Annotated in this window: 23 protein-coding genes and 1 rRNA gene; 9 read left to right on the top strand and 15 right to left on the bottom strand. The window is 71.1% G+C overall.

Annotated features, from left to right (window positions below; translation table 11 throughout):
* Positions 1 to 224 precede the first annotated feature (224 nt).
* Positions 225 to 1,749: ribosomal RNA gene (locus tag HZZ00_RS09010) — 16S ribosomal RNA — on the bottom strand.
* Between the two features lie 601 nt (positions 1,750 to 2,350).
* Positions 2,351 to 3,001, bottom strand: coding sequence for a DNA-3-methyladenine glycosylase (locus HZZ00_RS09005; protein WP_180331709.1), 651 nt, complete (start codon positions 2,999 to 3,001; stop codon positions 2,351 to 2,353).
* Between the two features lie 113 nt (positions 3,002 to 3,114).
* Here HZZ00_RS09005 and HZZ00_RS09000 point away from each other — a divergent pair, with 113 nt between their 5' ends.
* The 3 genes from HZZ00_RS09000 (at position 3,115) to HZZ00_RS08990 (ending at position 5,158) form a co-directional block, all read left to right on the top strand.
* Entirely contained in the window at positions 3,115 to 3,897 is a 783-nt protein-coding gene (locus tag HZZ00_RS09000) for a sporulation protein (RefSeq protein ID WP_070025960.1), read from the top strand.
* Positions 3,898 to 3,942: 45 nt separating this feature from the next.
* The gene (locus tag HZZ00_RS08995; protein WP_180331708.1) at positions 3,943 to 4,482 is read left to right on the top strand and encodes a YbhB/YbcL family Raf kinase inhibitor-like protein; all 540 of its coding nucleotides are present in this window, start codon (positions 3,943 to 3,945) and stop codon (positions 4,480 to 4,482) included.
* A 169-nt stretch (positions 4,483 to 4,651) separates the two neighbouring features.
* Entirely contained in the window at positions 4,652 to 5,158 is a 507-nt protein-coding gene (locus tag HZZ00_RS08990) for an HNH endonuclease (protein WP_180331707.1), read from the top strand.
* Positions 5,159 to 5,299: 141 nt separating this feature from the next.
* Here HZZ00_RS08990 and HZZ00_RS08985 read toward each other — a convergent pair whose 3' ends face one another.
* The 3 genes from HZZ00_RS08985 to HZZ00_RS08975 form a co-directional block, all read right to left on the bottom strand.
* Complete coding sequence (locus HZZ00_RS08985; protein ID WP_180331706.1) at positions 5,300 to 6,277, bottom strand: SPFH domain-containing protein; 978 nt, start codon at positions 6,275 to 6,277, stop codon at positions 5,300 to 5,302.
* Between the two features lie 125 nt (positions 6,278 to 6,402).
* Positions 6,403 to 6,834 carry an NfeD family protein gene (locus HZZ00_RS08980; protein ID WP_180331705.1) on the bottom strand — a complete coding sequence of 144 codons (432 nt, stop codon included), beginning with the start codon at positions 6,832 to 6,834 and terminating at the stop codon, positions 6,403 to 6,405.
* Between the two features lie 70 nt (positions 6,835 to 6,904).
* A complete protein-coding gene (locus tag HZZ00_RS08975; RefSeq protein ID WP_180331704.1) occupies positions 6,905 to 7,702 on the bottom strand; it encodes an ABC transporter ATP-binding protein in 798 nt (265 codons plus the stop codon).
* Between the two features lie 150 nt (positions 7,703 to 7,852).
* Here HZZ00_RS08975 and HZZ00_RS08970 point away from each other — a divergent pair, with 150 nt between their 5' ends.
* Entirely contained in the window at positions 7,853 to 8,641 is a 789-nt protein-coding gene (locus HZZ00_RS08970; protein WP_180331703.1) for a hypothetical protein, read from the top strand.
* A gap of 984 nt (positions 8,642 to 9,625) precedes the next feature.
* On the opposite strand, the gene HZZ00_RS08965 is transcribed toward HZZ00_RS08970, so the two are convergent.
* The 3 genes from HZZ00_RS08965 to HZZ00_RS08955 form a co-directional block, all read right to left on the bottom strand.
* Positions 9,626 to 9,865, bottom strand: coding sequence for a chaplin (locus HZZ00_RS08965; RefSeq protein WP_180331702.1), 240 nt, complete (start codon positions 9,863 to 9,865; stop codon positions 9,626 to 9,628).
* Positions 9,866 to 10,032: 167 nt separating this feature from the next.
* A complete protein-coding gene (locus tag HZZ00_RS08960; protein ID WP_070025952.1) occupies positions 10,033 to 10,674 on the bottom strand; it encodes a response regulator transcription factor in 642 nt (213 codons plus the stop codon).
* Entirely contained in the window at positions 10,667 to 11,812 is a 1,146-nt protein-coding gene (locus tag HZZ00_RS08955; RefSeq protein WP_180331701.1) for a GAF domain-containing sensor histidine kinase, read from the bottom strand. Before HZZ00_RS08955 ends, HZZ00_RS08960 begins: the two co-directional genes overlap by 8 nt.
* Positions 11,813 to 12,050: 238 nt before the next feature.
* Between HZZ00_RS08955 and HZZ00_RS08950 the strand changes: the two genes are divergently transcribed.
* From HZZ00_RS08950 to HZZ00_RS08940, 3 genes are all read left to right on the top strand, one after another.
* Entirely contained in the window at positions 12,051 to 12,746 is a 696-nt protein-coding gene (locus HZZ00_RS08950) for an SDR family oxidoreductase (protein WP_180331700.1), read from the top strand.
* Positions 12,743 to 13,822, top strand: a complete 1,080-nt coding sequence (locus tag HZZ00_RS08945; protein WP_180331699.1) for an S-adenosylmethionine:tRNA ribosyltransferase-isomerase — start codon at positions 12,743 to 12,745, stop codon at positions 13,820 to 13,822. Before HZZ00_RS08950 ends, HZZ00_RS08945 begins: the two co-directional genes overlap by 4 nt.
* A 302-nt stretch (positions 13,823 to 14,124) precedes the next feature.
* Positions 14,125 to 14,883, top strand: coding sequence for a transglycosylase SLT domain-containing protein (locus HZZ00_RS08940; protein ID WP_074991946.1), 759 nt, complete (start codon positions 14,125 to 14,127; stop codon positions 14,881 to 14,883).
* A 77-nt stretch (positions 14,884 to 14,960) separates the two neighbouring features.
* Here the strand turns inward: HZZ00_RS08940 and HZZ00_RS08935 are convergent, their stop codons facing one another.
* Positions 14,961 to 17,615 carry an FHA domain-containing protein gene (locus tag HZZ00_RS08935; RefSeq protein ID WP_180331698.1) on the bottom strand — a complete coding sequence of 885 codons (2,655 nt, stop codon included), beginning with the start codon at positions 17,613 to 17,615 and terminating at the stop codon, positions 14,961 to 14,963.
* 286 nt (positions 17,616 to 17,901) lie between these two features.
* Here HZZ00_RS08935 and serB point away from each other — a divergent pair, with 286 nt between their 5' ends.
* Complete coding sequence (serB, locus tag HZZ00_RS08930) at positions 17,902 to 19,110, top strand: phosphoserine phosphatase SerB (RefSeq protein WP_180331697.1); 1,209 nt, start codon at positions 17,902 to 17,904, stop codon at positions 19,108 to 19,110.
* A gap of 67 nt (positions 19,111 to 19,177) precedes the next feature.
* Here serB and HZZ00_RS08925 read toward each other — a convergent pair whose 3' ends face one another.
* The 4 genes from HZZ00_RS08925 to HZZ00_RS08915 form a co-directional block, all read right to left on the bottom strand.
* A complete protein-coding gene (locus tag HZZ00_RS08925) occupies positions 19,178 to 19,696 on the bottom strand; it encodes a histidine phosphatase family protein (protein WP_180331696.1) in 519 nt (172 codons plus the stop codon).
* Positions 19,697 to 19,774: 78 nt separating this feature from the next.
* Positions 19,775 to 19,981, bottom strand: coding sequence for a hypothetical protein (locus tag HZZ00_RS08920; RefSeq protein WP_180331695.1), 207 nt, complete (start codon positions 19,979 to 19,981; stop codon positions 19,775 to 19,777).
* A gap of 211 nt (positions 19,982 to 20,192) precedes the next feature.
* Complete coding sequence (locus HZZ00_RS38245) at positions 20,193 to 20,312, bottom strand: SGM_5486 family transporter-associated protein (RefSeq protein WP_257585720.1); 120 nt, start codon at positions 20,310 to 20,312, stop codon at positions 20,193 to 20,195.
* 43 nt (positions 20,313 to 20,355) lie between these two features.
* Positions 20,356 to 21,714 (bottom strand): CynX/NimT family MFS transporter, encoded by a 1,359-nt coding sequence (locus HZZ00_RS08915; protein WP_180333435.1) that lies wholly within the window; start codon positions 21,712 to 21,714, stop codon positions 20,356 to 20,358.
* 110 nt (positions 21,715 to 21,824) lie between these two features.
* Here HZZ00_RS08915 and HZZ00_RS08910 point away from each other — a divergent pair, with 110 nt between their 5' ends.
* Positions 21,825 to 22,517, top strand: coding sequence for a FadR/GntR family transcriptional regulator (locus HZZ00_RS08910; protein ID WP_180331694.1), 693 nt, complete (start codon positions 21,825 to 21,827; stop codon positions 22,515 to 22,517).
* Here the strand turns inward: HZZ00_RS08910 and HZZ00_RS08905 are convergent.
* Both HZZ00_RS08905 and fabI read right to left on the bottom strand, forming a co-directional pair.
* Entirely contained in the window at positions 22,495 to 22,845 is a 351-nt protein-coding gene (locus tag HZZ00_RS08905) for a hypothetical protein (RefSeq protein ID WP_180331693.1), read from the bottom strand. The two genes, HZZ00_RS08910 and HZZ00_RS08905, sit on opposite strands and share 23 nt — an antisense overlap.
* Positions 22,846 to 23,076: 231 nt before the next feature.
* Complete coding sequence (fabI, locus tag HZZ00_RS08900; RefSeq protein WP_070025941.1) at positions 23,077 to 23,844, bottom strand: enoyl-ACP reductase FabI; 768 nt, start codon at positions 23,842 to 23,844, stop codon at positions 23,077 to 23,079.

The following is a 23,844-nucleotide window of genomic DNA, read 5'->3' as shown; positions in this document are numbered from 1 at the left end:
GGGCCGGCGACTGAGGAGAAGTTCATTCCCTCAGACACCCAACAGCGTGCCCGACACGATCAGCCAACCAGATCAGCGTTCCACGCTCCGAAGAGCAGTACTAGCGCCTGGTCCATCCTGAACCGTGCCGAGTAGTCAACGTTCCACCCATGAGCAACCAGCATCAGACATTCGCTGATGTACTGGCCTCTGACCAGGCAAGCCCGGTAAGAAGTGCTCCTTAGAAAGGAGGTGATCCAGCCGCACCTTCCGGTACGGCTACCTTGTTACGACTTCGTCCCAATCGCCAGTCCCACCTTCGACAGCTCCCTCCCACAAGGGGTTGGGCCACCGGCTTCGGGTGTTACCGACTTTCGTGACGTGACGGGCGGTGTGTACAAGGCCCGGGAACGTATTCACCGCAGCAATGCTGATCTGCGATTACTAGCGACTCCGACTTCATGGGGTCGAGTTGCAGACCCCAATCCGAACTGAGACCGGCTTTTTGAGATTCGCTCCACCTCACGGTATCGCAGCTCATTGTACCGGCCATTGTAGCACGTGTGCAGCCCAAGACATAAGGGGCATGATGACTTGACGTCGTCCCCACCTTCCTCCGAGTTGACCCCGGCGGTCTCCCGTGAGTCCCCAGCACCACAAGGGCCTGCTGGCAACACGGGACAAGGGTTGCGCTCGTTGCGGGACTTAACCCAACATCTCACGACACGAGCTGACGACAGCCATGCACCACCTGTACACCGACCACAAGGGGGGCACTATCTCTAATGCTTTCCGGTGTATGTCAAGCCTTGGTAAGGTTCTTCGCGTTGCGTCGAATTAAGCCACATGCTCCGCCGCTTGTGCGGGCCCCCGTCAATTCCTTTGAGTTTTAGCCTTGCGGCCGTACTCCCCAGGCGGGGCACTTAATGCGTTAGCTGCGGCACGGACAACGTGGAATGTTGCCCACACCTAGTGCCCACCGTTTACGGCGTGGACTACCAGGGTATCTAATCCTGTTCGCTCCCCACGCTTTCGCTCCTCAGCGTCAGTATCGGCCCAGAGATCCGCCTTCGCCACCGGTGTTCCTCCTGATATCTGCGCATTTCACCGCTACACCAGGAATTCCGATCTCCCCTACCGAACTCTAGCCTGCCCGTATCGACTGCAGACCCGGGGTTAAGCCCCGGGCTTTCACAACCGACGTGACAAGCCGCCTACGAGCTCTTTACGCCCAATAATTCCGGACAACGCTTGCGCCCTACGTATTACCGCGGCTGCTGGCACGTAGTTAGCCGGCGCTTCTTCTGCAGGTACCGTCACTTTCGCTTCTTCCCTGCTGAAAGAGGTTTACAACCCGAAGGCCGTCATCCCTCACGCGGCGTCGCTGCATCAGGCTTTCGCCCATTGTGCAATATTCCCCACTGCTGCCTCCCGTAGGAGTCTGGGCCGTGTCTCAGTCCCAGTGTGGCCGGTCGCCCTCTCAGGCCGGCTACCCGTCGTCGCCTTGGTGAGCCATTACCTCACCAACAAGCTGATAGGCCGCGGGCTCATCCTGCACCGCCGGAGCTTTACACCATCAAGGATGCCCAAGATGGTCATATCCGGTATTAGACCCCGTTTCCAGGGCTTGTCCCAGAGTGCAGGGCAGATTGCCCACGTGTTACTCACCCGTTCGCCACTAATCCACCCCGAAGGGCTTCATCGTTCGACTTGCATGTGTTAAGCACGCCGCCAGCGTTCGTCCTGAGCCAGGATCAAACTCTCCGTGAATGTTTACCGGTGATCCGGTGACACACACGGGAGCGGAACCAAGAGGAGGAATAGTCCCCTCGGTCCTCAGCGTCCTCGCTGTGTTTTTTCAAAGGAACCTCGACCATCGGTGATCCGATGGACGGGGTATCAACATATCTGGCGTTGACTTTTGGCACGCTGTTGAGTTCTCAAGGAACGGTCGCTTCCTTTGTACTCACCCTCTCGGGCTTTCCTCCGGGCGCTTCCCTTCGGTGTTTCCGACTCTATCAGATCTTTTCTCGATCCGATTTCCTCGGTGCTTTCCAGGTTCCCGCTTCCGCGTTTCCCTTTCCGACGGTTCCGACTCTATCAGATCCTTTCGGCGTCCGATTCCCGGTCGGCGGGATTGTCTCGGGGCTTTTGGCTTTCGCCGCCGCCCTTTCGACATTCACTACGTTAGCCCATTTCCAAGGAGGCTCATAATCGAGTCCCTCGGCTTCGAATTCGCACATGCGGACACGTCGAAAACGACCCCGGTGAAGGGGTTGGAGCTTGGTAGTGGGTTTGCCGCTCCGGCTGCAGGCGATCGCCGTACCCGGTTCAGCGGCTCGGGATACGTTACGCATCTTCCGGGTGCGAGTCAACTTCGCCTGCGCCTCGGGACGTGGGCCCGGTAGGGGCTCACCGTCGGGTCGTCCGCGACCCAGTAGCGCCAGGGGTGGATGTCGCCCCTCCCGCCCTCACCGGCGACCCCCGTGCGCGGCCCCTTCCGTACCTGCGCGGCGGGGACCGGGGTGCCGGTCAGTATCCGCATCGGCGTCTCACCGACGGCGCAGGCGTCCGTGCCGTCCAGGGCGCGGTCGACCTCCAGCGCGGTGGCGAGGCGGGCCGGGCCTTTGGCCAGTTCCTTGTCGTTGCGGGCCGAGGGACGGCGCTTGCGGGCGAGTTCCGCGCCCTCGACGATCTCGCCGGCGCGCAGCAGCACGGCGCTCGCGGTGCCCTCGGGCCCGCAGACGAGGTTCATGCAGTGCCACATGCCGTAGGTGAAGTAGACGTACACGTGGCCCGGTTCGCCGAACATCACCGCGTTGCGGGCGGTGCGGCCCCGGTAGGCGTGGGAGCCGGGATCGTTCTGGCCGTCGTACGCCTCGACCTCGGTGAGGCGTACCGCGATCGGGCCGTCGGGCGTCGTACGGACCAGGACGCGGCCGAGGAGGTCGGGTGCGACCTCGAGAACCGGGCGGTCGAAGAAGGCACGGGGCAGTGGCATACGGTCCGGGGGCGCGATCATGCCCTCCGAGGGTAGTCCACGGGGGTGATCCCGACGGGTCACGACCAGGGCGGAACCGGCCAGGGGGCGGCGCGCGTATGTAGGGGCGAGGTCCGTTCGTAAAGGGAGAGTCAATGGCGTTCAAGAAGCTGCTCGCGAGCCTCGGGGCCGGCGGGGCCTCGGTCGAGACGGTGCTGACCGAGGTCAACGTCGTACCGGGCGGCGTGGTCCAGGGAGAGGTGCGGATCCAGGGCGGTTCCGTGAACCAGGCGATCGAGGGTCTCTCCGTCGGGCTTCAGGCGCGGGTCGAGGTCGAGAGCGGCGACCAGGAGTACAAGCAGGACGTCGAGTTCACCAAGGTGCGGCTCGGCGGTGCCTTCGAGCTCCAGGCCGGTGCGCTGCACGCGGTGCCGTTCGGGCTGGAGATCCCCTGGGAGACGCCGGTCACGATGATCGACGGGCAGGCGCTGCGCGGGATGCACATCGGGGTGACGACCGAGCTGGCGATCGCCCGTGCCGTGGACTCCGGCGACCTCGACCCGATCAACGTGCACCCGCTGCCGGCGCAGCAGGCGATCCTGGACGCGTTCATCCAGCTGGGCTTCCGTTTCAAGAGCGCCGACATGGAACGCGGTCACATCCGGGGCACCCGGCAGACGCTGCCGTTCTACCAGGAGATCGAGTTCCACCCGCCGCAGCAGTACCGGGGGCTGAACCAGGTGGAGCTGAGCTTCGTCGCCGACGGGCACGCCATGGACGTCGTGCTGGAGATGGACAAGAAGCCGGGCCTGTTCAGCGAGGGCTCGGACACCTACCGCTCGTTCCAGGTGGGACTGCACGACTGGCAGGGGACCGACTGGGCGGCGTACCTCAACCAGTGGCTGTCCGAGGTCGGCAGCAGGCGCAACTGGTTCTAGGCTCGGGAACTGCTGATTCCAGATCATCGATCAGGAGGTACCGAGGTGACCGAGCTCAAGCGGCGGCCGCTCCCCCATGACTTCCATCCGCCCGTGCCGTCGTTCACGGTGACGAGCGCGGACGTCGAGGAGGGCGCGACGCTGAAGAGCGCTCAGGTGCACGCGGAGGGCAACACCTCGCCGCAGCTGCGGTGGGAGGGCTTCCCGCCCGAGACCAAGAGCTTCGCCGTGACCTGCTACGACCCGGACGCGCCGACCGGCAGCGGGTTCTGGCACTGGGTGCTGTTCGACATCCCGGCCTCGGTGACGGAGCTGCCCGCGGGCGCGGGGAGCGGCACGTTCGAGGGGCTGCCCGAGGGCGCCGTGCACGCGCGCAACGACTACGGCACGAAGGACTTCGGCGGTGCCGCGCCGCCGCCCGGGGACGGCCCGCACCGCTACGTCTTCACCGTGTACGCGGTGGACCAGGAGAAGCTGGGCCCGGACGCGGACGCGTCGCCGGCCGTCGTCGGCTTCAACCTGCGGTTCCACACCCTCGCGCGGGCGCAGCTCATCGGCGAGTACGAGAACCCCGCGCAGGGCTGAGCGCGGCACGTCGAGTCAGCCGGGCGTTCATGGAACGTTCGCCCGTCTCCGGTCTTGGAAGCGACCGGAGGCGGGCATTTTTTATTGCGTTGTCCATCTCGGCGCGCCCGTCCAGAGTTGAGCCAAGCCCGCCGGGGGGTGGGCGGCTGCCACACGGGAGGTGGGCCGGATGCGTGACACGTTGGTGCTGAACGCGAGCTTCGAGCCGCTGTCTACGGTGACTCTGAACCGAGCCGTCGTCCTGGTGCTCCAGGACAAGGCGGTGGTCGAGCAGGCCCATCCCGAACTGCGCATGCGCGGGGCCGCGGTGGACATACCCGCACCCCGGGTGATCAGGCTGTGCCGGTACGTGCGGGTGCCGTTCCGAAGACAAGCGCCGTGGTCGCGGCGGGGGGTGCTGGTGCGGGACCGGCACCGGTGCGTGTACTGCGGGCGCAGGGCGACGACGGTGGATCACGTGGTGCCGAGGGCGCAGGGCGGGCAGGACACGTGGCTGAACACCGTGGCCGCGTGCGCGGAGGACAACCACCGCAAGGCGGACCGGACTCCGGAGGAGGCCGGGATGACGTTGCTGAGGGCTCCGTTCGAGCCGACGCCGGCGGACGCGATGCTGCTCGCGCTGGGCGCCGAGGACTTGGCGGCACTGCCCGACTGGCTGGCCCAGGACGCCGCCTGACCGAGCGCAGTGACGTCTCGTGACGTTCCCCGGCGGCCGCGGGTTCCGCCCGGCCGGCCGTCGTCCGTTCCTGCTTGATCGATCACCCTGCCCGCGTCCGTGAGGGGCGCGGGCAGGGTGCCGGCGTTCGTGCGGTGGTCCTCAGTCGATGCTGGGCTTCTCGCGGCGTTCCGTCGCCGGGCCGTTGTTCTGGGCCGGGAGGGTGGCGCCGCCGTTGCCGTTGCCGCCGTTGCCTCCGCCGCCGAGGGGGCCGAAGTTGCCCATGGCGCCGGACAGGCCCTTGAGGGCGTCGCCGATCTCGCTGGGGACGATCCAGAGCTTGTTGGCGTCGCCCTCGGCGATCTTCGGGAGCATCTGGAGGTACTGGTACGACAGGAGCTTCTGGTCGGGGTCGCCGGCGTGGATGGCCTCGAAGACCGTGCGCACGGCCTGGGCCTCGCCCTCGGCGCGCAGGGCGGCGGCCTTGGCCTCGCCCTCGGCGCGCAGGATCTGGGACTGCTTCTCGCCCTCGGCCGTGAGGATCGCGGCCTGGCGGGTGCCCTCGGCGGTGAGGATCGCGGCGCGCTTGTCACGGTCGGCGCGCATCTGCTTCTCCATCGAGTCCTGGATGGAGGTCGGGGGCTCGATGGCCTTCAGCTCGACGCGGTTGACGCGGATGCCCCACTTGCCGGTGGCCTCGTCCAGGACGCCGCGCAGGGCGGCGTTGATCTCCTCGCGGGAGGTCAGGGTGCGCTCCAGGTCCATGCCGCCGATGATGTTGCGCAGCGTGGTGACGGTGAGCTGCTCGATCGCCTGGATGTAGCTGGCGACCTCGTAGGTGGCCGCGCGGGCGTCCGTCACCTGGTAGTAGATGACGGTGTCGATGTTGACGACCAGGTTGTCCTGGGTGATCACCGGCTGGGGCGGGAACGGCACGACCTGTTCACGCAGGTCGATCCGGTTGCGGATGGTGTCGATGAACGGGACCACGATGTTCAGGCCCGCGTTCAGGGTCCGCGTGTAGCGGCCGAAGCGTTCGACGATGGCCGCGCTGGCCTGTGGGATGACCTGGATGGTCTTGATCAGGGCGATGAAGACCAACACCACCAGAATGATCAGGACGATGATGACCGGTTCCATCGTGTTCCCCGTACCCCTCTCCGCCTGGGCGCCTTCGGACGATCTCGTGCGTGCTGCTCGTGCAGTTCAAAGGATCTTGCCCGTCGAGTCTGACAGACCCCGGCCCAACTCGTGGGCAGGATCGCTCAGATGACGATCGCGGTGGCTCCTTCGATGTCCACGACGTCCACCTCCTGGCCCGCCTCGTAAGCCCGGCCGGAGTCCAGGGCGCGCGCCGACCAGACCTCCCCGGCGAGCTTGATGCGGCCGCCGGAGCCGTCGACCCGCTCCAGGACGACGGCCTGTCTGCCCTTCAACGCCTCCACACCGGTGGCGAGTTGCGGGCTCTGCCGGCCGTGCCGGGCCGCGATGGGCCGTACGACGGCGATGAGGGCGACGGAGACGACGAGGAACGTGAGCACCTGGCCGACCACGCCGAGGCCGAGACCGGCGGCGACGGCGGCCGCGACGGCCCCCACCGCGAACATGCCGAACTCGGGCATGGCGGTGACGACGAGCGGGATTCCGAGCGCCGCCGCGCCGACGAGCCACCACACCCATGCGTCGATGTCGTTCACGTGGTCATCGTAGGGCCCCGTTCGGGCCGCGGACAGGGCGCGTTGAGGGGCGGGGCCGGTTTGCGCGGGGTCAGGACAGGGGCAGGCCGTGGGCGGTCCAGCGGTCGCCGACCTGCTCGACGACGAGCGGCAGGCCGAAGCAGCGCGAGAGGTTGCGGGAGGTCAGTTCCAGCTCGATCGGGCCGGCGGTGAGCACCTTGCCCTGACGGATCATCAGGACGTGGGTGAAGCCGGGGGCGATCTCCTCGACGTGGTGCGTCACCATGATCATCGAGGGTGCGATGGGGTCGCGGGCGAGCCGGCCCAGGCGGCGCACGAGGTCCTCGCGGCCGCCGAGGTCGAGGCCGGCGGCGGGCTCGTCCAGGAGCAGCAGCTCGGGATCGCTCATCAGGGCGCGGGCGATGAGGGTCCGCTTGCGCTCGCCCTCGGAGAGGGTGCCGAAGCGGCGGTCGAGGTAGTCGCTCATGCCGAGGCGGTCGAGGAAGGCGCGGGCGCGCTGCTCGTCCACGTCCTCGTACTCCTCGTGCCAGCCGGCGGTCATGCCGTAGGCGGCGGTGAGGACCGTCTGGAAGACCGTCTGGCGCTTGGGGAGCTTCTCGGCGAGGGCGATGCCGGCCACGCCGACGCGGGGGCGCAGCTCGAAGACGTCGGTGCCGGGCTTGCCCAGGGTTTCACCGAGGATGGTGACGGAACCCTTGGTGGGGTAGAGATAGCTGGAGGCGACGTTCAGGAGGGTGGTCTTGCCGGCGCCGTTGGGGCCGAGGATGACCCAGCGCTCGCCCTCCTTCACCGACCAGGAGACCTGGTCCACCAGAGCCCGGCCCTCGCGGACCACGGATACGTCCTGAAGCTCCAGAACATCGCTCATGAGCGCGTTGTCTCCCCTTGCAGTGTGGCCGGTTCCGGCTGTCGCGTACGCCTGTGGCTCGGTCCGCCGCGCCGGTGGGCGCAGCCCATATGAAATCTACGCCACGAGTGCACCGGTCCATTCCATCGGTCCGGTCCTTAGGGTGGGGGCATGCTCACGGAACCACGTTCAGGGCGCCTCGCCGCTTGGGGAAATGCCCTTTTGGCCGGACTTGTCTCTCCGGATGACGCAGCGCTCGCCATTGTGGGCGACGACACGGTGCACCGGGTGGCGGGGCTGCCCGGGGAGGCCGCTCCGGTCGGGCTCACGCTCGCGCTGGGGCGGCTGCGGGCGCTGGGGACGACGGGGCTGCGGGTGGCGCTGCCGGCGCCGGGGCATCCGCTGGGGCTCAGCGGGCCGCCGGAGTTCAACGCGCGGGCGCTGGAGGCGGAGGAGGCGGTGGTCTGCTTCGGCGCGGCGTTCGGCCTGGTGCCCGAGCCGTACGAGGTGGGGCCGGCCGGTGACGTCCATGCCGAGGTGGTCTGGCATGTGCTGCCGGTGCGGGAGGCCCCGCCCGCGGACGTGCCCTCCCTCGGCGAGGCGGAGCGCGAGCTGGCGGAGGCGCTGCGGGACGCGACGGCGGTGCTCGCCCGGCTGGACGTCGCCGCGTCGGGGCCGGTGGCGGAGGCGGCGATCGACGCGTACCGGGCCCGGGCGGAGCGCGGCCGCGAGGTCCTGGCCCCCGGCTATCCGCCGCGCGCGGTGCGCGTCCTGGAGCTGGCCCAACGGGTCGCCTTCCTGATCTCCCTGGCCGAGGACAACGGCCACGGCGCCGCGGTCACCGCCGCCGAGATCGCCGCCCGCACCGAGGCCCTGCGCCCGGTGGAGCGCACGGCCCGCCGGGCGCAGGTGGCGGCGTACAACTCGATCGTGGAGGAACGGGAGCGGGGCGTGCGGTGACCCTGCGGGGCTTTGGCCGGGAGTGCCGGGTGTAGGGGGCCCGGGGAGGCCGGGGGGACGGTGGACGTCGGGCGGCCGGGCTCGGGAGCGGCGCTCACGGGGCGCGGCGACCGGGGCCCGGGAACCGGCGGTACCCACGCAGGGGGCGGAGGGCCGGGAGCACGGCGTAAACACCTGGCGGGGGCGGCGCGGGGCGCTGCGGCCGGGGCTCAGGGGCGGCACTCGCCCGGGGTGCGGCGGCCGGAGGCTGCGTTGGCGACGAGCGGGCGGGTTCGGGGCGGCCGAGGTGCCTCCGCATGTGGACCAGCGGGAGGCCCGAACCCGGCGTACGGCGACCGACCGGGTCCGGGGGCTGCCGGGCCGACGGGGAGGTTCTGGGGCGTTGCCGCGGCGTGTGGGATCGCGGGTGGCAGCGGCCGGCCCGCCGGGGCGAATGGGGACGCAGCGCGCTGGGGATCGTCCGACCGGACTCGGAGCCGCGGGGTGCGGGGCCGGCGGGGTCGTGTGCGCCGACCGGCCGCGTGGGGCCGAGGTGGTGGATCGGCGGCGCGGGCCGGGCGAGGCCGGGGGCCGACGAGCGGCGCCGGGGCGACTGATCCTGCGCGGAGCCACCGGCCCGGTACGGCACCGGCACCCCTGGGCCGTCGGCCGCACGAAACCCCGGGACCCCGGCCGGACGGAAGCACCGACCCCGGAACCATCCCCGCACCCGCCCGCCGCAAGTGGGCCGGCGGCGAACCCACCGCCCCTGGCGGGAGGCCCGACGCCGCTACCGCGTGCCGCCGGGCGGGCCGGGCGAGGCCGGGGGCCGACGAGCGGCGCCGGGGCGACTGGTCCTGCGCGGAGCCGCCGGCCCGGTGCGGCACCGGCACCCTGGGTGTCGCCGGGCCGGGGTGAGCGGGGCTCGTACGGGCCGGTGATGTGACAAGGCCCCCCGCTGGACCGGGGGGCCTGTGCCTCAGACGACGGCGACGCGGTGGTTCCTCAGTGGTTGAGGCCGAGGTTGCCGAAGGCCGGGTTCAGCACGCCGATGACGCTGACGCTGTCGCCGACCGCGTTCACCGGGACGTGCACCGGGGCCTGAACGGTGTTGCCCGAGATCACGCCCGGGGAGCCCTGCGCCGCACCGGCCGCCTGGCTGTTGGCGGAGGCCAGGCCGGCACCGGCGGCCACCAGGCCACCCGCCACCATCGTCACGGCCGCTGCCTTCTTCAGGTTCTTCACTTTCCAACCCCTCTTGAGCTTCGCCACGGCGGTTCTCCGTGGCACGCACTGGAGAACGGCGGAGACCGCCGGGGGATGCGCCATCCGGGTGACATTCCCACGACGGTATGAATCTCAGCCCGGACGGGAGTGTCGGCGCGGCGTCAGGTTGACGCGCCGTGGTCGCCTCAGCTGCTCACCCCGTGCCGCACGGCCCACAGCGCGGCCTGGGTGCGGTCGGCGAGGTCGAGCTTCATCAGGATGTTGGAGACGTGCGTCTTGACGGTCTTCTCGGACAGCACCAGCGCACGGGCGATCTCGCGGTTGGAACGGCCGTCCGCGATCAGGCCCAGCACCTCCCGCTCCCGCTCGGTGAGCGAGCCGCCCCTGCCCTGACCGGAGTTGGCCTCCTCCTGGGACAGCAGCGCGCCCGCGACCTCGGGCTGGAGCAGGATGTGCCCGGCGTGCACGGAGCGGATGGCGCCGGCCAGGGCGTCGGGATCGACGTCCTTGTAGACGTACCCCGCGGCGCCCGCGCGCAGGGCGGGCACCACGGTGCGCTGCTCGGTGAAGCTGGTGACGATCAACACCCGTGCGGGGTTGGCAAGTTCGCGCAGCCGGCGCAGGGCGTCGATGCCGTCCGTGCCCGGCATCCGGACGTCCATGAGGACGACGTCGGGCCGCAGTTCCCCGGCGCGCTCGACCCCCTCGGCGCCGTCGGCCGCCTCGCCGACGACGACTATGTCCTCCTGCACCTCCAGAAAGGTGCGCAGACCCCGGCGGACGACCTGGTGGTCGTCGACGATCAGCACCTTGATGGGCTCAGCCACCGGGGACCTCCATCTCGATCGTGGTGCCCTTGCCGGGCGCCGATTCCACGGTCAGCGTGCCGCCGACCCCGCTCGCCCGGTCGCGCATCGAGACCAGCCCGAGGTGCCGTCCGGCGCGGCCCACCGCGGCCGGGTCGAAGCCGTCGCCGTCGTCGGCGACGCGCAGCACCGCGCCGCCCCCGCGCCGCTCCACGCTGACGTCGACGTGCTCGGCGTGGGCGTGGCGCAGCGCGTTGTGCAGGGCCTCCTGGGCCACCCGCAGCACGGCCTCCTCCTGGGCGGCGGGCAGCGCCCGGTAGCCGGCACCGGTGAACGTGACGCGGGCGCTGTGGGCGCGGTCGAGGACCTGGATCTGGGTGCGCAGGGTGGCGATCAGGCCGTCCTCGTCCAGAGCCGCGGGCCGCAACTCCACGACGGCGGCGCGCAGTTCGTCGGCGGCCTCGGCGGCGAGCGCGGCGACCTGATGGAGTTCGCCCTTGGCGCGCGCGGGGTCGCGGTCGACGAGGGCGGCGGCCGCCTGGGCGGTCAGGCGCAGCGAGAAGAGCTTCTGGCTGACCGCGTCGTGCAGTTCGTGGGCGAGCCGGGAGCGTTCCTCGGCGATGGTGAGTTCGCGGCTGCGTTCGTAGAGGCGGGCGTTGGTGAGGGCGATCGCGGCGTGCTGGGCGAGCAGGGCGAGCAGTTCCTCGTCCTGCTCGGTGAAGCCGCAGCCGCCGTCCGGCTTGGGACAGTTCTTGTTGGCGAGGAACAGCGCGCCGATGACCTCGTCGTCGGCGCGGATGGGCAGGCCGAGGAAGTCGACGAGGTCGGGGTGGGCCTGGGGCCAGCCCTCGAAGCGGGGGTCCCGGCGCACGTCGGCGAGGCGCTGGGGGCGGGCCTCGTGCAGCATCGCGGCGAGGATGCCGTGCTGGCGGGGCAGCGGGCCGATCGCCTTCCACTGGGCGTCGCTGACGCCGTCCACCACGAACTGGGCGAAACCGCCGTGGTCGTCGGGGACGCCGAGGGCGGCGTACTGCGCGTCGAGCAGCTCGCGGGCGGAGGCGACGATCGTCTTGAGGACGTCGCGCGTCTCCAGGTGCCTGCTCATGGCCAGCAGCGCGGAACTCACCGCGGCGAGGCCGGACCGGGGGCCGTGACTCATGTCCTCACGGTACCGGCGGGGCCGGTCGGGGCGGATCGGCCCACCGCGGCACCGGCCCCGTCCGCTGGACCTAGGACGGACGGCCCAGGCCCCGGCGCTCCGGGGCCCCGGACCGGTGATGTACGCCGAAGGGACCGCCGGCTCTGCGGCTCGCGGCCGAGGTGGTGCCGCGGGGTGCGTTCCTAGGTTGATCCCTGCCGCCCGAGGGGGCGGACCGCGACGAGGGGAGACGGTAGTCATGCCGGTAGGGATCATCACGGGGGCCTCGAAGGGGCTGGGGCGGGCGCTCGCCGAGGCGCTGGCGGGGCTCGGCTGGGACCTGGTGCTGGACGCGCGCGGCGCGGCGGCGCTGCGGAAGGCCGAGGCGGCCGTCGGCGGGCACGGCACCCGGGTGGTGGCGCTGCCCGGGGACGTGACGGACGCCGGGCACCGGGCCGCGCTGGTGGCCGCCGCCCGGGAGCTGGGCGGGGTCGATCTGCTGGTGAACAACGCGAGCGCGCTCGGCGCCGAGCCGCTGGTGCGGCTGGCGGAGCTGCCGCTGACGGGGCTGCGACGGGCACTGGAGGTCAATGTGACCGCCGCGCTGGGCCTGGTCCAGGAGGCGCTGCCGCTGCTGCGGGCGTCGGCGGCCGGCACGGTGATCGCGGTGGGCTCGGACGCGGCGACGGAGGCGTACGAGACCTGGGGCGGTTACGGCGCCTCCAAGGCGGCCCTGGAACAGCTGGCGGCGGTGCTGGCCGTGGAGGAGCCGGGCCTGCGGGTGTGGGCGGTGGACCCCGGGGACATGGCGACCGAGCTGCACGCGGCGGCCGTGCCGGGCGAGGAGGACCTGGGTGTGGCGCCCGCCGCCGTCGTGCCCGGGTTCCTGCGGCTGCTGGCGGAGCGGCCGGCCAGCGGGCGGTACGCGGCGCAGGCGCTGGTGGCGGGCCGATGAGCACGGTCGTACGGGTCCCGCGGGAGCGCTCGGCGGAGGTGCCGGCCGAGCAGCGGGGGCCGGGGCTGGACCGGGACGACGTACGGCTGCTGGTGTCGCGGGGGACACGGGTCGCGCACCACGCGTTCCGGGAGCTGCCGTCGCTGTTGCGGGCCGGGGACCTGCTGGTGGTGAACACCTCCCCGACGCTGGCCGCGGCGGTGGACGGGCGGCTCGGGCCGGGCCGGGTGGTGGTGCACTTCTCCACCCGCGGGGACGACGGGCGCTGGGCGGTGGAACTGCGGGAGCCGGATGGAAGGGGAACCACGCGCGCGCGTACGGGCACGCGTGCGGGGATGGAGGTGGCGCTGGCGGACGGAGCGCGGCTGGTGGTCGAGGAGCCGGTGAGCGCGCGCGGGGATCGGCTGTGGTGGGCGCGGGCCGTGGGTGGCCGGGTGCTGGAGCTGCTGCGGGAGCACGGGCGGCCCATCCGTTACTCCTACACGGAGCGGGACCAGCCGTTGTCGGCGTACCAGACGCTGTTCGCGCTGCCGTCGCCGGACGGTGCGGGCAGCGCGGAGATGCCGAGCGCGGCGCGGCCCTTCACCGCGCGGCTGGTGGCGGAGCTGGTGCGCAGGGGGGTGGGGTTCGCGCGGGTCACGCTGCACACGGGGGTGGCGTCGGCGGAGGCGCACGAGCCGCCGTACCCGGAGCGTTTCTCGGTGCCGGAGTCGTCGGCGCGGCTGGTGAACGCGGTGGCGGCCGGGGAGGGCCGGGTGCTCGCGGTGGGGACGACGGCCGTGCGGGCGCTGGAGTCGGCCGCGGGGCCGGACGGGGTGGTACGGGCGGCCGGGGGGTGGACGGATCTCGTGGTCACGCCCGAGCGCGGGGTGCGGGTGGTGGACGGGTTGCTGACCGGGCTGCACGAGCCGGAGGCCTCGCACCTGCTGATGCTGCGGGCGATCGCCGGTCGGGCCGCGGTGGACCGGGCCTACGAGGAGGCGCTGCGAGGGCCCTACCTGTGGCACGAGTTCGGGGACCTCCATCTCCTCCTTCCGGAGGAGGACACTCACAGCACGCGTTGCGATGGCAACTAACGGTGAGAACGCTCTGCCCCCGCTGTGAGCCCGCACATAGGGCCCACATCACGTACGAAAGCGCATAGGAGATAAACACCCCCGCACGAACGGGACAGATGGTCCAATCTGTCCCGTTTTGCCCTTCCCTGATCCACTACCCAGGATCGTACGTCACACCTTTGCCAGGGCATTTTGCGCCCGCTAAGAATTGCTTCCGTCGCTCAGCGCCGTGGGTCCAGCCCGCGGCTTTTGTGCGGGAGGAACCGATTCCCCCGGCGGACGCAGGAGCGACCTCCGCGCTATCGAAGAGGTCCACAGCTATGCCCAAGAACATCCTCAGTCGTGCTCATAGTCGGAACCTGACCAAGCAGCACAAGATCGCCGTCGCCGGTGTCGCCGCTCTCGGCACCGCCGCCATCGCCCTGTCGGCCGTCCCCGGCAACGCGGACACCGTCACCACCGGTTCCCCCGCCACCGCCGCCCAGGTCGCCAAGGTCGCCACCCAGGACGCCCCGCTGACGAGCGTCAAGGGTCCGATCACCGACCGGGCCGGCACGCAGAACATCAAGCTCGACGCGATCGCCGCGCAGAAGAAGGCCGCCGACCAGCTCGTCGCCAAGCAGCGCGCCGAGGCCGCCGCGAAGAAGGCCGCCGCCGACGCCGCCGCCAAGAAGGCCGCCCAGGAGCGCTCCGCCAAGCAGGCCGCGGGCCGTTCCGCGCAGCGCCCGCAGATGCAGACCGTCGCCGCGAAGACCTACGCGAACAACCTCGACGGCTGGATCCGCCAGTCCCTGGACATCATGCGCGCCAAGGGCATCCCGGGCAGCTACAGCGGCCTGCACCGCAACATCATGCGGGAGTCCTCGGGCAACCCGATGGCCATCAACAACTGGGACATCAACGCCCGCAACGGCATCCCGTCCAAGGGCCTGCTCCAGGTGATCCAGCCCACCTTCAACACGTACCACGTGCCCGGCACCTCGTGGAACATCTACGACCCGGTCGCCAACATCACCGCCGCCTGCAACTACGCGGCCCACCGCTACGGCTCCATGGACAACGTCAACAGCGCGTACTGAGGTCGGCGCGGACCTCTGACGAACGCCGAAGGGCGGCACCCCGTTGCGGGGTGCCGCCCTTCTCGACGTACCGGGGGCTACTTGCGCATGACCTCGGGTTCGTGGCGGCGCAGGAAGCGGGAGACGAAGAAGCCGCAGATCACACCGAGCGCGACCAGCACGATCATGTCCAGGCCCCAGGCCGAGGCGGTGTGGTTCCACAGCGGGTCGGTGCTGCCCGGGTCGTCGCTGTTCGGGGCGATGTCGTTGAAGTCGAGCGTGGCGCCGGCCGCGGCCACCGCCCAGCGCGAGGGCATCAGGTACGAGAACTCGTTGACGCCGAGCGTGCCGTGCAGGGTGAACAGGCAGCCGGTGAAGACGACCTGGATGATCGCGAACATCACCAGCAGCGGCATGGTCTTCTCGGCGGTCTTCACCAGCGAGGAGATCACCAGGCCGACCATCATCGAGGTGAAGCCGAGCGCCATGATCGGCAGGCACAGCTCGAACAGGGTCGAGCCGCCGAGGACGACGCCCTGGTCCGGGATCTCGCGGGACGAGAAGCCGATCAGGCCGACCATCAGGCCCTGGAGCACGGTGACGGCGCCGAGCACGACCACCTTGGACATCAGGTAGGCCGACCGGGACAGGCCGGTCGCCCGCTCCCGCTCGTAGATCACCCGTTCCTTGATCAGCTCACGCACGGAGTTCGCGGCGCCCGCGAAGCACGCGCCGACCGCGAGGATCAGCAGCACGGTGGTGGCGGTGCCGTTGGGGGCGTGCAAGCCGGTGCGCGGGTCGATCTTCGGGTTGACCAGCAGCCCGTGGTCGTGGTTGATCAGCAGGCTGACCGAGCCGAGCACCGCGGGCAGGATCACCGTCAGCGCCAGGAAGCCCTTGTCGGAGACGATGACCGACACATAGCGCCGGATGAGGGTGAGCAGCTGCGAGCCCCAGGCCTGCGGCTTCGGCGGCTTGATGACCTGCGGCGGCGTGTGCGCGGCCTGCGGGGCCACGGCGTCGATGTCCGCCGCGTACATCGTGTAGTGCTGCGAGCCCTTCCAGCGGCCCGCCCAGTCGTAGTCGCGGTAGTTCTCGAAGGCGGAGAACACATCGGCCCAGCTGTCGTAGCCGAAGAAGTTCAGCGCCTCCTCCGGCGGCCCGAAGTACGCCACCGCGCCGCCCGGCGCCATCACCAGCAGCTTGTCGCACAACGCCAGCTCGGCCACCGAGTGGGTGACGACGAGCACGGTCCGGCCGTCGTCGGCGAGACCGCGCAGCAGCTGCATGACATCGCGGTCCATGCCCGGGTCCAGGCCCGAGGTCGGCTCGTCCAGGAAGATCAGCGACGGCTTGGTCAGCAGCTCCAGGGCGACCGAGACGCGCTTGCGCTGACCGCCGGACAGGGAGGTGACCTTCTTGTCCTTGTGGATGTCGAGCTTCAGCTCGCGCAGCACCTCGTCGATGCGCGCGTCGCGCTCCTGCGCGGTGGTGTCGGCCGGGAAGCGCAGCTTGGCCGCGTACTTCAGGGCCTTCCGGACGCTCAGCTCCTTGTGCAGGATGTCGTCCTGCGGGACCAGGCCGATGCGCTGGCGCAGCTCGGCGAACTGCTTGTACAGGTTCCGGTTGTCGTACAGCACCTCGCCCTGGTTGGCGGGCCGGTAGCCGGTGAGCGCCTTGAGCAGCGTGGACTTGCCGGAGCCGGACGGTCCGATGACCGCGACCAGGGACTTCTCCGGGACACCGAAGGAGACGTCCTTCAGGATCTGCTTGCCGCCGTCGACCGTCACGGTCAGGTGGCGCGCGGAGAAGGAGACCTCACCGGTGTCGACGAACTCCTCAAGGCGGTCGCCGACGATCCGGAAGGTGGAGTGGCCCACGCCGACGATGTCGGCCGGGCCGAGCTGTACCGAGCCGCCCTTGGGCACCGGGTGACCGTTGACGTACGTGCCGTTGTGCGAGCCGAGGTCGCGGATCTCGAAGCGGCCGTCGGGCGTCGAGTGGAACTCCGCGTGGTGCCGGGACACCTGGAGGTCCGAGACGACCAGCTCGTTCTCCAGGGCACGGCCGATGCGCATCACGCGGCCGAGCGAGAACTGGTGGAACGTGGTCGGGCTGCGGTCCCCGTGCACCGGCCCGGACGCCGGCCTCGTGTGGGCGGCACCGGGTCCGGCCTGCTGCTGCGGGAAGGGGCCGGCCTGCGGTGCCTGCTGCCAGCCGGGGCCCGGGACCTGGGCGGCGGGCGCCTGGTGGGGCACGGCCTGGGCGGGTGCCTGGTGGGGCACGGCCTGGGCGGGCGCCTGGTGGGGCACGGCCTGGGCGGGTGCCTGGTGGGGCACGGCCTGGGCGGGCGCCTGGTGGGCGGGCGCGGCGGGCTGCTGGGCCCAGGCCGCGGCGCCCGCGCCCTGGGCGTACGGCGCCTGCTGCGCCTGCGGCTGCTGCGGCAGGCCGGCGGCGATCGCGGCACCGGCGAGATCCAGCCGCGGCCCGTCGGTCGCGTTGCCGAGGTGCAGCGAGACGCCCGGGCCTATCTCGGACCGCTGGATCCGCTGCCCCCGCAGATACGTGCCGTTGGTGCTGCCGTGGTCCTCGACGACCCAACTGCGGCCGTCGAAGCTGACCGTGGCGTGCCGCCAGGAGACCCTGGCGTCTTCGAAGACGATGTCACCCTGCGGATCCCTGCCCAGGGTGTAATGCCTGGACGGATCGAGCGTCCAGGTACGTCCGTTTGTTTCCAGTACGAGTTCCGGCACTCCATGCCCCACTGAGTTGTCCCCCGAATTGCCCCCATCGCGGGGAGTCTAGGGATGTCGAACATCGTGGGGAACTATTTCAGGCCCGCCCCCCTGACCGAAACCCGGGCTTGCCCGGAGCGCCCACGTCCGCTCCGCCTCTCGCCGGGGACGGCGGCGCGGAGTTGGGGGTTCGCGGCCTCCCGTCCGCAACGTCCCGGACGCCCCCTCGCCACCTATTGTTCCGTGTCCGTCAGGCGGACCTCGCGGGCGGGCGGCACGGGGCGCCGGATACGGTGGGAGGACCATGGATGCTGCGCAGACCCCCGAGGTCCCCACTCTCCTCGTCAAGATCTTCGGCAAGGACCGGCCGGGCATCACGGCCGGGCTCTTCGACACCCTTGCCGCGTACTCCGTCGACGTGGTCGACATCGAGCAGGTCGTCACGCGGGGACGCCTGGTCCTGTGCGCGCTGGTGAGCCAGCCGCCGGCCGGGATCGAGGGCGATCTGCGGGCCACCGTGCACAGCTGGGCCGAGTCGATGAAGATGCAGGCGGAGATCATCTCGGGACACGGCGACAACCGCCCGCGCGGCCTCGGTCGCTCCCTGGTGACCGTTCTCGGCCATCCGCTCACCGCCGAGTCGACCGCGGCCATCGCCGCCCGCATCGCCAAGGTCGGCGGCAACATCGACCGCATCTTCCGGCTCGCCAAGTACCCCGTGACCGCCGTGGAGTTCGCGGTCTCCGGCGTGGAGACCGAGCCGCTGCGCACCGCGCTGGCGCAGGACGCCGCGGCCCTGGGTGTGGACATCGCCGTGGTCGCGGCGGGCCTGCACCGACGCGCGCAGCGCCTGGTCGTGATGGACGTGGACTCCACCCTGATCCAGGACGAGGTCATCGAGCTCTTCGCCGCACACGCGGGCTGCGAGGACAAGGTCGCCGAGGTGACCGCGGCGGCGATGCGCGGTGAGCTGGACTTCGAGCAGTCCCTGCACGCGCGCGTCGCGCTGCTGGCGGGTCTCGACGCCTCGGTGGTGGAGAAGGTGCGCAACGAGGTCCGGCTGACCCCGGGCGCCCGCACCCTGATCCGCACCCTGAAGCGGCTGGGCTACCAGGTCGGGGTGGTCTCCGGCGGCTTCACCCAGGTCACCGACGATCTGCGGGAGCGGCTCGGCCTCGACTTCGCCCAGGCGAACACGCTGGAGATCGTGGACGGCAAGCTGACCGGCCGGGTCACCGGGGAGATCGTGGACCGCGCGGGCAAGGCGCGGCTGCTGCGCCGGTTCGCCGCGGAGGCGGGGGTGCCGCTGGCGCAGACGGTGGCGATCGGCGACGGCGCCAACGACCTGGACATGCTGAACGCGGCCGGACTGGGGGTCGCCTTCAACGCCAAGCCCGTGGTCCGCCAGGCGGCGCACACCGCGGTGAACTTCCCCTTCCTCGACACGGTTCTCTACCTCCTCGGCATCACCCGGGAAGAGGTCGAGGCGGCCGACACCCACGCCGAGGACTGAGCCCCGCCGCCCCACCGCCGTACGTCAGGGGTCCGGCCGGTGCCGGGCCCCTGCCGCCGGTTCCGGGTCACTCCGAGGGCGCCCAGTAGCCGGTCAGCCTGGCCGCCCCCGGCTCCAGGCTCTTCCAGGGACCCTCGAAGGACAGCAGGGCGAAGGCGGCGGCGGGGAAGCCCCGCCGGTTCATCCGCTCGCGGGCCTCGTCGTCGGCCGAGCCGGACAGGATCTCGGCGAGGCCGTGCACTCCCGGGTTGTGGCCGATCAGGATCACCGTCGCCACCTCGTCCGGGACCTCGTTGAGCAGGGCGATCAGCTCGCCGGGCGAGGCCTCGTAGATCCGCTCCTCGTAGACGGTCTTCGGCCGGTGCGCCAGCTCGTGGACGGCGAGCTTCCAGGTCTCGCGGGTCCGGGTCGCGGTGGAGCACAGGGCAAGGTCGAAGGTGAGGCCGGAGTCGGTCAGCTTGCGTCCGGCGACCGCCGCGTCCTTGCGGCCCCGCTCGGCGAGCGGGCGCTCATGGTCGGACACCTGGGGCCAGTCGGCTTTCGCATGCCGGAAAAGGGCGATCCTGCGGGGTTCTGCGACGCTCATGCGTCCCAGCTTCGCATGAAACAGGCCACGGGGCGCAGGGAGTTGACACGCGAACCAGCCGCGCACGGCAGGTCTCGGTCAGTGTCCGAGCAGCTGCTGCGCGTGCTCGACGAGCCGGGGTATGGCCGGGTCGGAGCCGGCCGCGCGCGCGTCGGACGGGCTGAGTATCAGCAGGAACAGGAAGACGAAGGCGAGCGCAGGCAGCGCGAGGGCCCACCAGGGCAGCCGTATGTCGGCGCCGCCCGTGGTCGCCGGGTGGGTCCGGTGGTGGGTGCGGGCGGACATGATCGCCTCCGAGGTCCTTCGAGCGGTTCGGTGACCGCGCGGTGCGGTCACCACTCGAAGGTACGGAATCCATGGCCGCCAACCCATCAGGTTTTCCACCCAGTTACCCCTGAGCCCTGCCCCCTAGGGGACAGGGGGGCCAGCCCCACCATCCGCCGGGAAAGCCGTGGTGGAAGGGCCCGGGGCGGGCGGCGTCACGGGGCGATCGGCGTCACGGGGACGCGACGGTCGCGACGATGGCGATGAGGACGAAGATCGCGAAGAAGGAGCCGAAGACGAGCAGCATCTTCTTCTGACCGTTGCGGGGGTTCGGGTCGAGCACAGGCTGCATGCGCCCAGTCTCGCACCTCTCCCCCGGTCTCCGTGCGCGGGGGTCAGCGCGCGGCGGCCTCCTCCTCCACGGTGCGGTCGCGTCCGGCGAGGAAGCCCACCACCATCTGGGGCACCATCAGCGCCGCCATGAGGGCGATCGGCAGTCCCCAGCCGCCGCTGTGCTGGTAGAGCACGCCGACCAGCAGCGGCCCGGGGATGGAGATCAGATAGCCGGTGCTCTGCGCGAACGCGGACAGCTGGGCCACCCCCGCACCGCTGCGGGCGCGCATGCCGACCATCGTCAGCGCGAGCGGGAAGGCGCAGTTGGCGATGCCGAGCAGCAGCGCCCAGGCCCAGGCCCCGCCGGCCGGGGCGAGGTACAGGCCGGCATATCCGGCGAGCCCGCACACGCCCAGGACCAGCACGATCGGGCCCTGGTGGGGCAGCCGGGTGGCGACCCGCGGGATGACGAAGGCCAGCGGCACGCCCATCACCATGGTGACGGCGAGCAGCAGGCCCGCGGTGCCGGCCGACACACCCGCGTCGCGGAAGATCTGCGCCATCCAGCCCATGGTGATGTAGGCCGCGGTGGCCTGGAGACCGAAGAAGACGGCGAGCGCCCAGGCGGTGCGGCTGCGGGTGATCCGCAGCGGGGCCTGCGCCGGCTCCGCCCCCGGCGCGGCGGCCGCCCGCGGAACGGCCCCCTGCCCGGGTCCTGCCTGCTCGGCGCCGTCCCGGCCCTGCCGTACCAGCGGCAGCCACGGCAGCACGGCCACCGCGGCGATCGCCGCCCAGACGGCGAGACCCAGCTGCCAGCGGCCGCCCATGGCGTGGGTCAGCGGGACGGTCGCCGCGGCGGGGACCGAGGTGCCGAGGGCGAGGACCATCGAGTACAGGCCGGTCATGGAGCCGACCCGGTCGGGGAACCACCGCTTGACGATGACCGGCATCAGCACGTTGCTGACCGCGATGCCCATCAGGGCGAGCGCGCTGAGTGCCAGGAACCCGGCGGTGCCCCCGGCGTACGGCCGGATCAGCAGGCCCGCGCAGATGGCGGCCATACCGGCGCACACCACGGCGGCCGGGCCGAAGCGGCGGGCCAGGCGGGGCGCGGTCACCCCGAAGACGGCGAAGCAGAGCGGGGGCACGGAGGTGAGCAGCCCGGCCACGCTGCCGCTCATGCCCAGCCCGTCGCGGACCTCCTCCAGGAGGGCGCCGAGGCTGGTGATGGCCGGGCGCAGGTTGAGCGCGGACAGCACGATGCCCGCCGTGACCAGGCGGATCACCCAGGGACGCGGGGCGCCCGGCTTCTGGGGCGTCTTCTGGGCGCTCGGCGTGGCGGACGTGCCGCGTTCGGTCGGTGACATCGCCGTACGGGTGTCCACTGCGCGGATTTCCTCACTAGCCATGAGACCCATCATAGAATCATAGGATGATTGGTTGTCCATGAACGGCTGTCCATGATGGGTCGTCGTCCCCTTCCGCAACCCCCGGAGCGTGCGCGCCCCGGCCTTTCGTGCAAAGGTGTGCCATGCCCCTGAGCCACCCGCGCCGTTCGGCCCTGTCCGAGCAGGTGATCGCCGAACTGCGCAACCAGATCGCCACCGGCGAGTGGCCGGTCGGCTCCCGCATCCCGACCGAGCCGGAACTCGTCGAGCAGCTGGGCGTCGCCCGCAACACGGTCCGCGAGGCCGTGCGCGCGCTCGCCCACAACGGACTGCTGGACATCCGCCAGGGTTCGGGCACCTATGTGGTGGCCACCAGCGAACTGGCCGGTGTGATGCACCTGCGGTTCGCCGACGCGGACCCGCGGCACATCGCCGAACTGCGCTCCACGCTGGAGTCCGCCGCGGCCAAGCTGGCCGCCACCCGGCGCTCCGAGAAGGACCTCAAGCAACTGGACGCGCTGCTGGCACGGCGCGACGAGGCGTGGCGGAGCGGCGAGACGGAGGCCTTCGTGACCGCGGACGCCACCTTCCACCTGGCCGTCGTCGCCGCCTCCCACAACGAGGTCATGACGGCGATGTACGCGGACCTCGGCGAGCTGCTGCGGGCCGCGCTGCGCGCGGACGTCGGCGCCGAGCTGACGCCCGAGGCGCACATGGACCACACCCGCCTGGTGGACGCGATCCGCGCGGGCGACGCCGAGACGGCGGCGAGCGAGGCCGCCGGCTACCCCTTCCAGTGCCGTACCGGCCGACTCAGCGCACCTTCTGGTGGCTGATCCAGGCCGAGCCGACCTCCTTCCAGCACCGCCCGGTCAGCCGGACGGTCAGCGCCGGCGCGGCGTCCACCGGGGCGCTGTCGGTGTCGATGTCCCACCAGCGGGCGCACTCGATGTGCAGCCGTACCCGGTCGGTGTCGGGATAGGGGTTGTGGCAGTACGCCACCACGTGGGAACCGGTGACCGCCGTACGGCAGGCGGCCCCGAAGGGCTGCGGCGCGCCGGCCCCGCCACCGCTCGCGGGGGCGTGCGGCGCCGCGTCGTACGGCAGGGACAGCACCAGGGCGACGGCCACGGTCAGCGGTGCCAGGCTCCGGGACAGGCGCACAAGGGGACCTCCTCGGCCGGGCTCGGAGGAACGCGCGGACTGGACGCGCTTCCAGGGTGCGCCGCGCGGACGCCGGCCCGCCCGGCCGGTGCGCCGAACGGGTGACGGACGCGCAGACGGGCGAGGCCCGCACCCCGGGCACGGAAACCGGCGAGGCCCGCGTCCGGGCCCGAAGACGGCGAGGCCCGCACCCCGGGCGGGGGTGCGGGCCTCTTGGTGCGAGCGGAGGGCTCAGGCGCCGATCGCGTGCAGACCGCCGTCCACGTGGATGATCTCGCCCGTGGTCTTCGGGAACCAGTCGCTCAGCAGGGCGACGATGCCCTTGCCGGCCGGCTCCGGGTCCTTCAGGTCCCACTCCAGCGGGGAGCGGCTGTCCCACACGGAGGCCAGCTCGCCGAAACCGGGGATGGACTTGGCGGCCATCGAGCCGATCGGGCCCGCCGAGATCAGGTTGCAGCGGATGTTCTGCTTGCCGAGGTCGCGCGCCATGTAGCGGTTGGTGGCCTCCAGGGCGGCCTTGGCCGGGCCCATCCAGTCGTACTGCGGCCAGGCGTACTGGGCGTCGAAGGTGAGGCCGACGACCGAGCCGCCGTTCTGCATCAGCGGCAGGCAGGCCATGGTCAGCGACTTCAGGGAGAACGCCGAGACGTGCATGGCGGTGGCCACCGACTCGAACGGCGTGTTGAGGAAGTTGCCGCCGAGCGCGTCCTGCGGGGCGAAGCCGATGGAGTGCACGACGCCGTCGAGACCGCCCAGCTCCTCGCCGACCAGGTCGGCCAGCCGCCCGAGGTGCTCCTCGTTGGTCACGTCCAGCTCGATGACCTTGGTGGGCTTCGGCAGCTTCTTGGCGATGCGCTCGGTCAGCGTGGGCCGCGGGAAGGCGGTCAGGATGATCTCGGCGCCCTGCTCCTGGGCCTGCTTGGCGGCGTGGAAGGCGATGGAGGACTCCATCAGCACACCGGTGATCAGGACGCGCTTGCCCTCGAGAATTCCGCTCAT

The organism is Streptomyces sp. NEAU-sy36, from assembly GCF_013423905.1.
Lineage (GTDB): Bacteria > Actinomycetota > Actinomycetes > Streptomycetales > Streptomycetaceae > Streptomyces > Streptomyces misionensis.
Note: the sequence above shows the minus strand (reverse complement) of the source record. Positions and strands in the feature narration are given on the sequence as shown.

Coding starts and splice junctions, on each gene's coding strand:
- serB (WP_180331697.1), top strand. CDS start 17,902: ATGGATGCTGCGCAGACCCCCGAGGTCCCCACTCTCCTCGTCAAGATC.
- HZZ00_RS08990 (WP_180331707.1), top strand. CDS start 4,652: ATGCGTGACACGTTGGTGCTGAACGCGAGCTTCGAGCCGCTGTCTACG.
- HZZ00_RS08970 (WP_180331703.1), top strand. CDS start 7,853: ATGCTCACGGAACCACGTTCAGGGCGCCTCGCCGCTTGGGGAAATGCC.
- HZZ00_RS08975 (WP_180331704.1), bottom strand. CDS start 7,702: ATGAGCGATGTTCTGGAGCTTCAGGACGTATCCGTGGTCCGCGAGGGC.
- HZZ00_RS08920 (WP_180331695.1), bottom strand. CDS start 19,981: ATGTCCGCCCGCACCCACCACCGGACCCACCCGGCGACCACGGGCGGC.
- HZZ00_RS08915 (WP_180333435.1), bottom strand. CDS start 21,714: ATGATGGGTCTCATGGCTAGTGAGGAAATCCGCGCAGTGGACACCCGT.
- HZZ00_RS08910 (WP_180331694.1), top strand. CDS start 21,825: ATGCCCCTGAGCCACCCGCGCCGTTCGGCCCTGTCCGAGCAGGTGATC.
- HZZ00_RS38245 (WP_257585720.1), bottom strand. CDS start 20,312: ATGCAGCCTGTGCTCGACCCGAACCCCCGCAACGGTCAGAAGAAGATG.
- HZZ00_RS09000 (WP_070025960.1), top strand. CDS start 3,115: ATGGCGTTCAAGAAGCTGCTCGCGAGCCTCGGGGCCGGCGGGGCCTCG.
- HZZ00_RS08955 (WP_180331701.1), bottom strand. CDS start 11,812: ATGAGTCACGGCCCCCGGTCCGGCCTCGCCGCGGTGAGTTCCGCGCTG.
- HZZ00_RS09005 (WP_180331709.1), bottom strand. CDS start 3,001: ATGATCGCGCCCCCGGACCGTATGCCACTGCCCCGTGCCTTCTTCGAC.
- HZZ00_RS08950 (WP_180331700.1), top strand. CDS start 12,051: ATGCCGGTAGGGATCATCACGGGGGCCTCGAAGGGGCTGGGGCGGGCG.
- HZZ00_RS08985 (WP_180331706.1), bottom strand. CDS start 6,277: ATGGAACCGGTCATCATCGTCCTGATCATTCTGGTGGTGTTGGTCTTC.
- HZZ00_RS08945 (WP_180331699.1), top strand. CDS start 12,743: ATGAGCACGGTCGTACGGGTCCCGCGGGAGCGCTCGGCGGAGGTGCCG.
- fabI (WP_070025941.1), bottom strand. CDS start 23,844: ATGAGCGGAATTCTCGAGGGCAAGCGCGTCCTGATCACCGGTGTGCTG.
- HZZ00_RS08925 (WP_180331696.1), bottom strand. CDS start 19,696: ATGAGCGTCGCAGAACCCCGCAGGATCGCCCTTTTCCGGCATGCGAAA.
- HZZ00_RS08940 (WP_074991946.1), top strand. CDS start 14,125: ATGCCCAAGAACATCCTCAGTCGTGCTCATAGTCGGAACCTGACCAAG.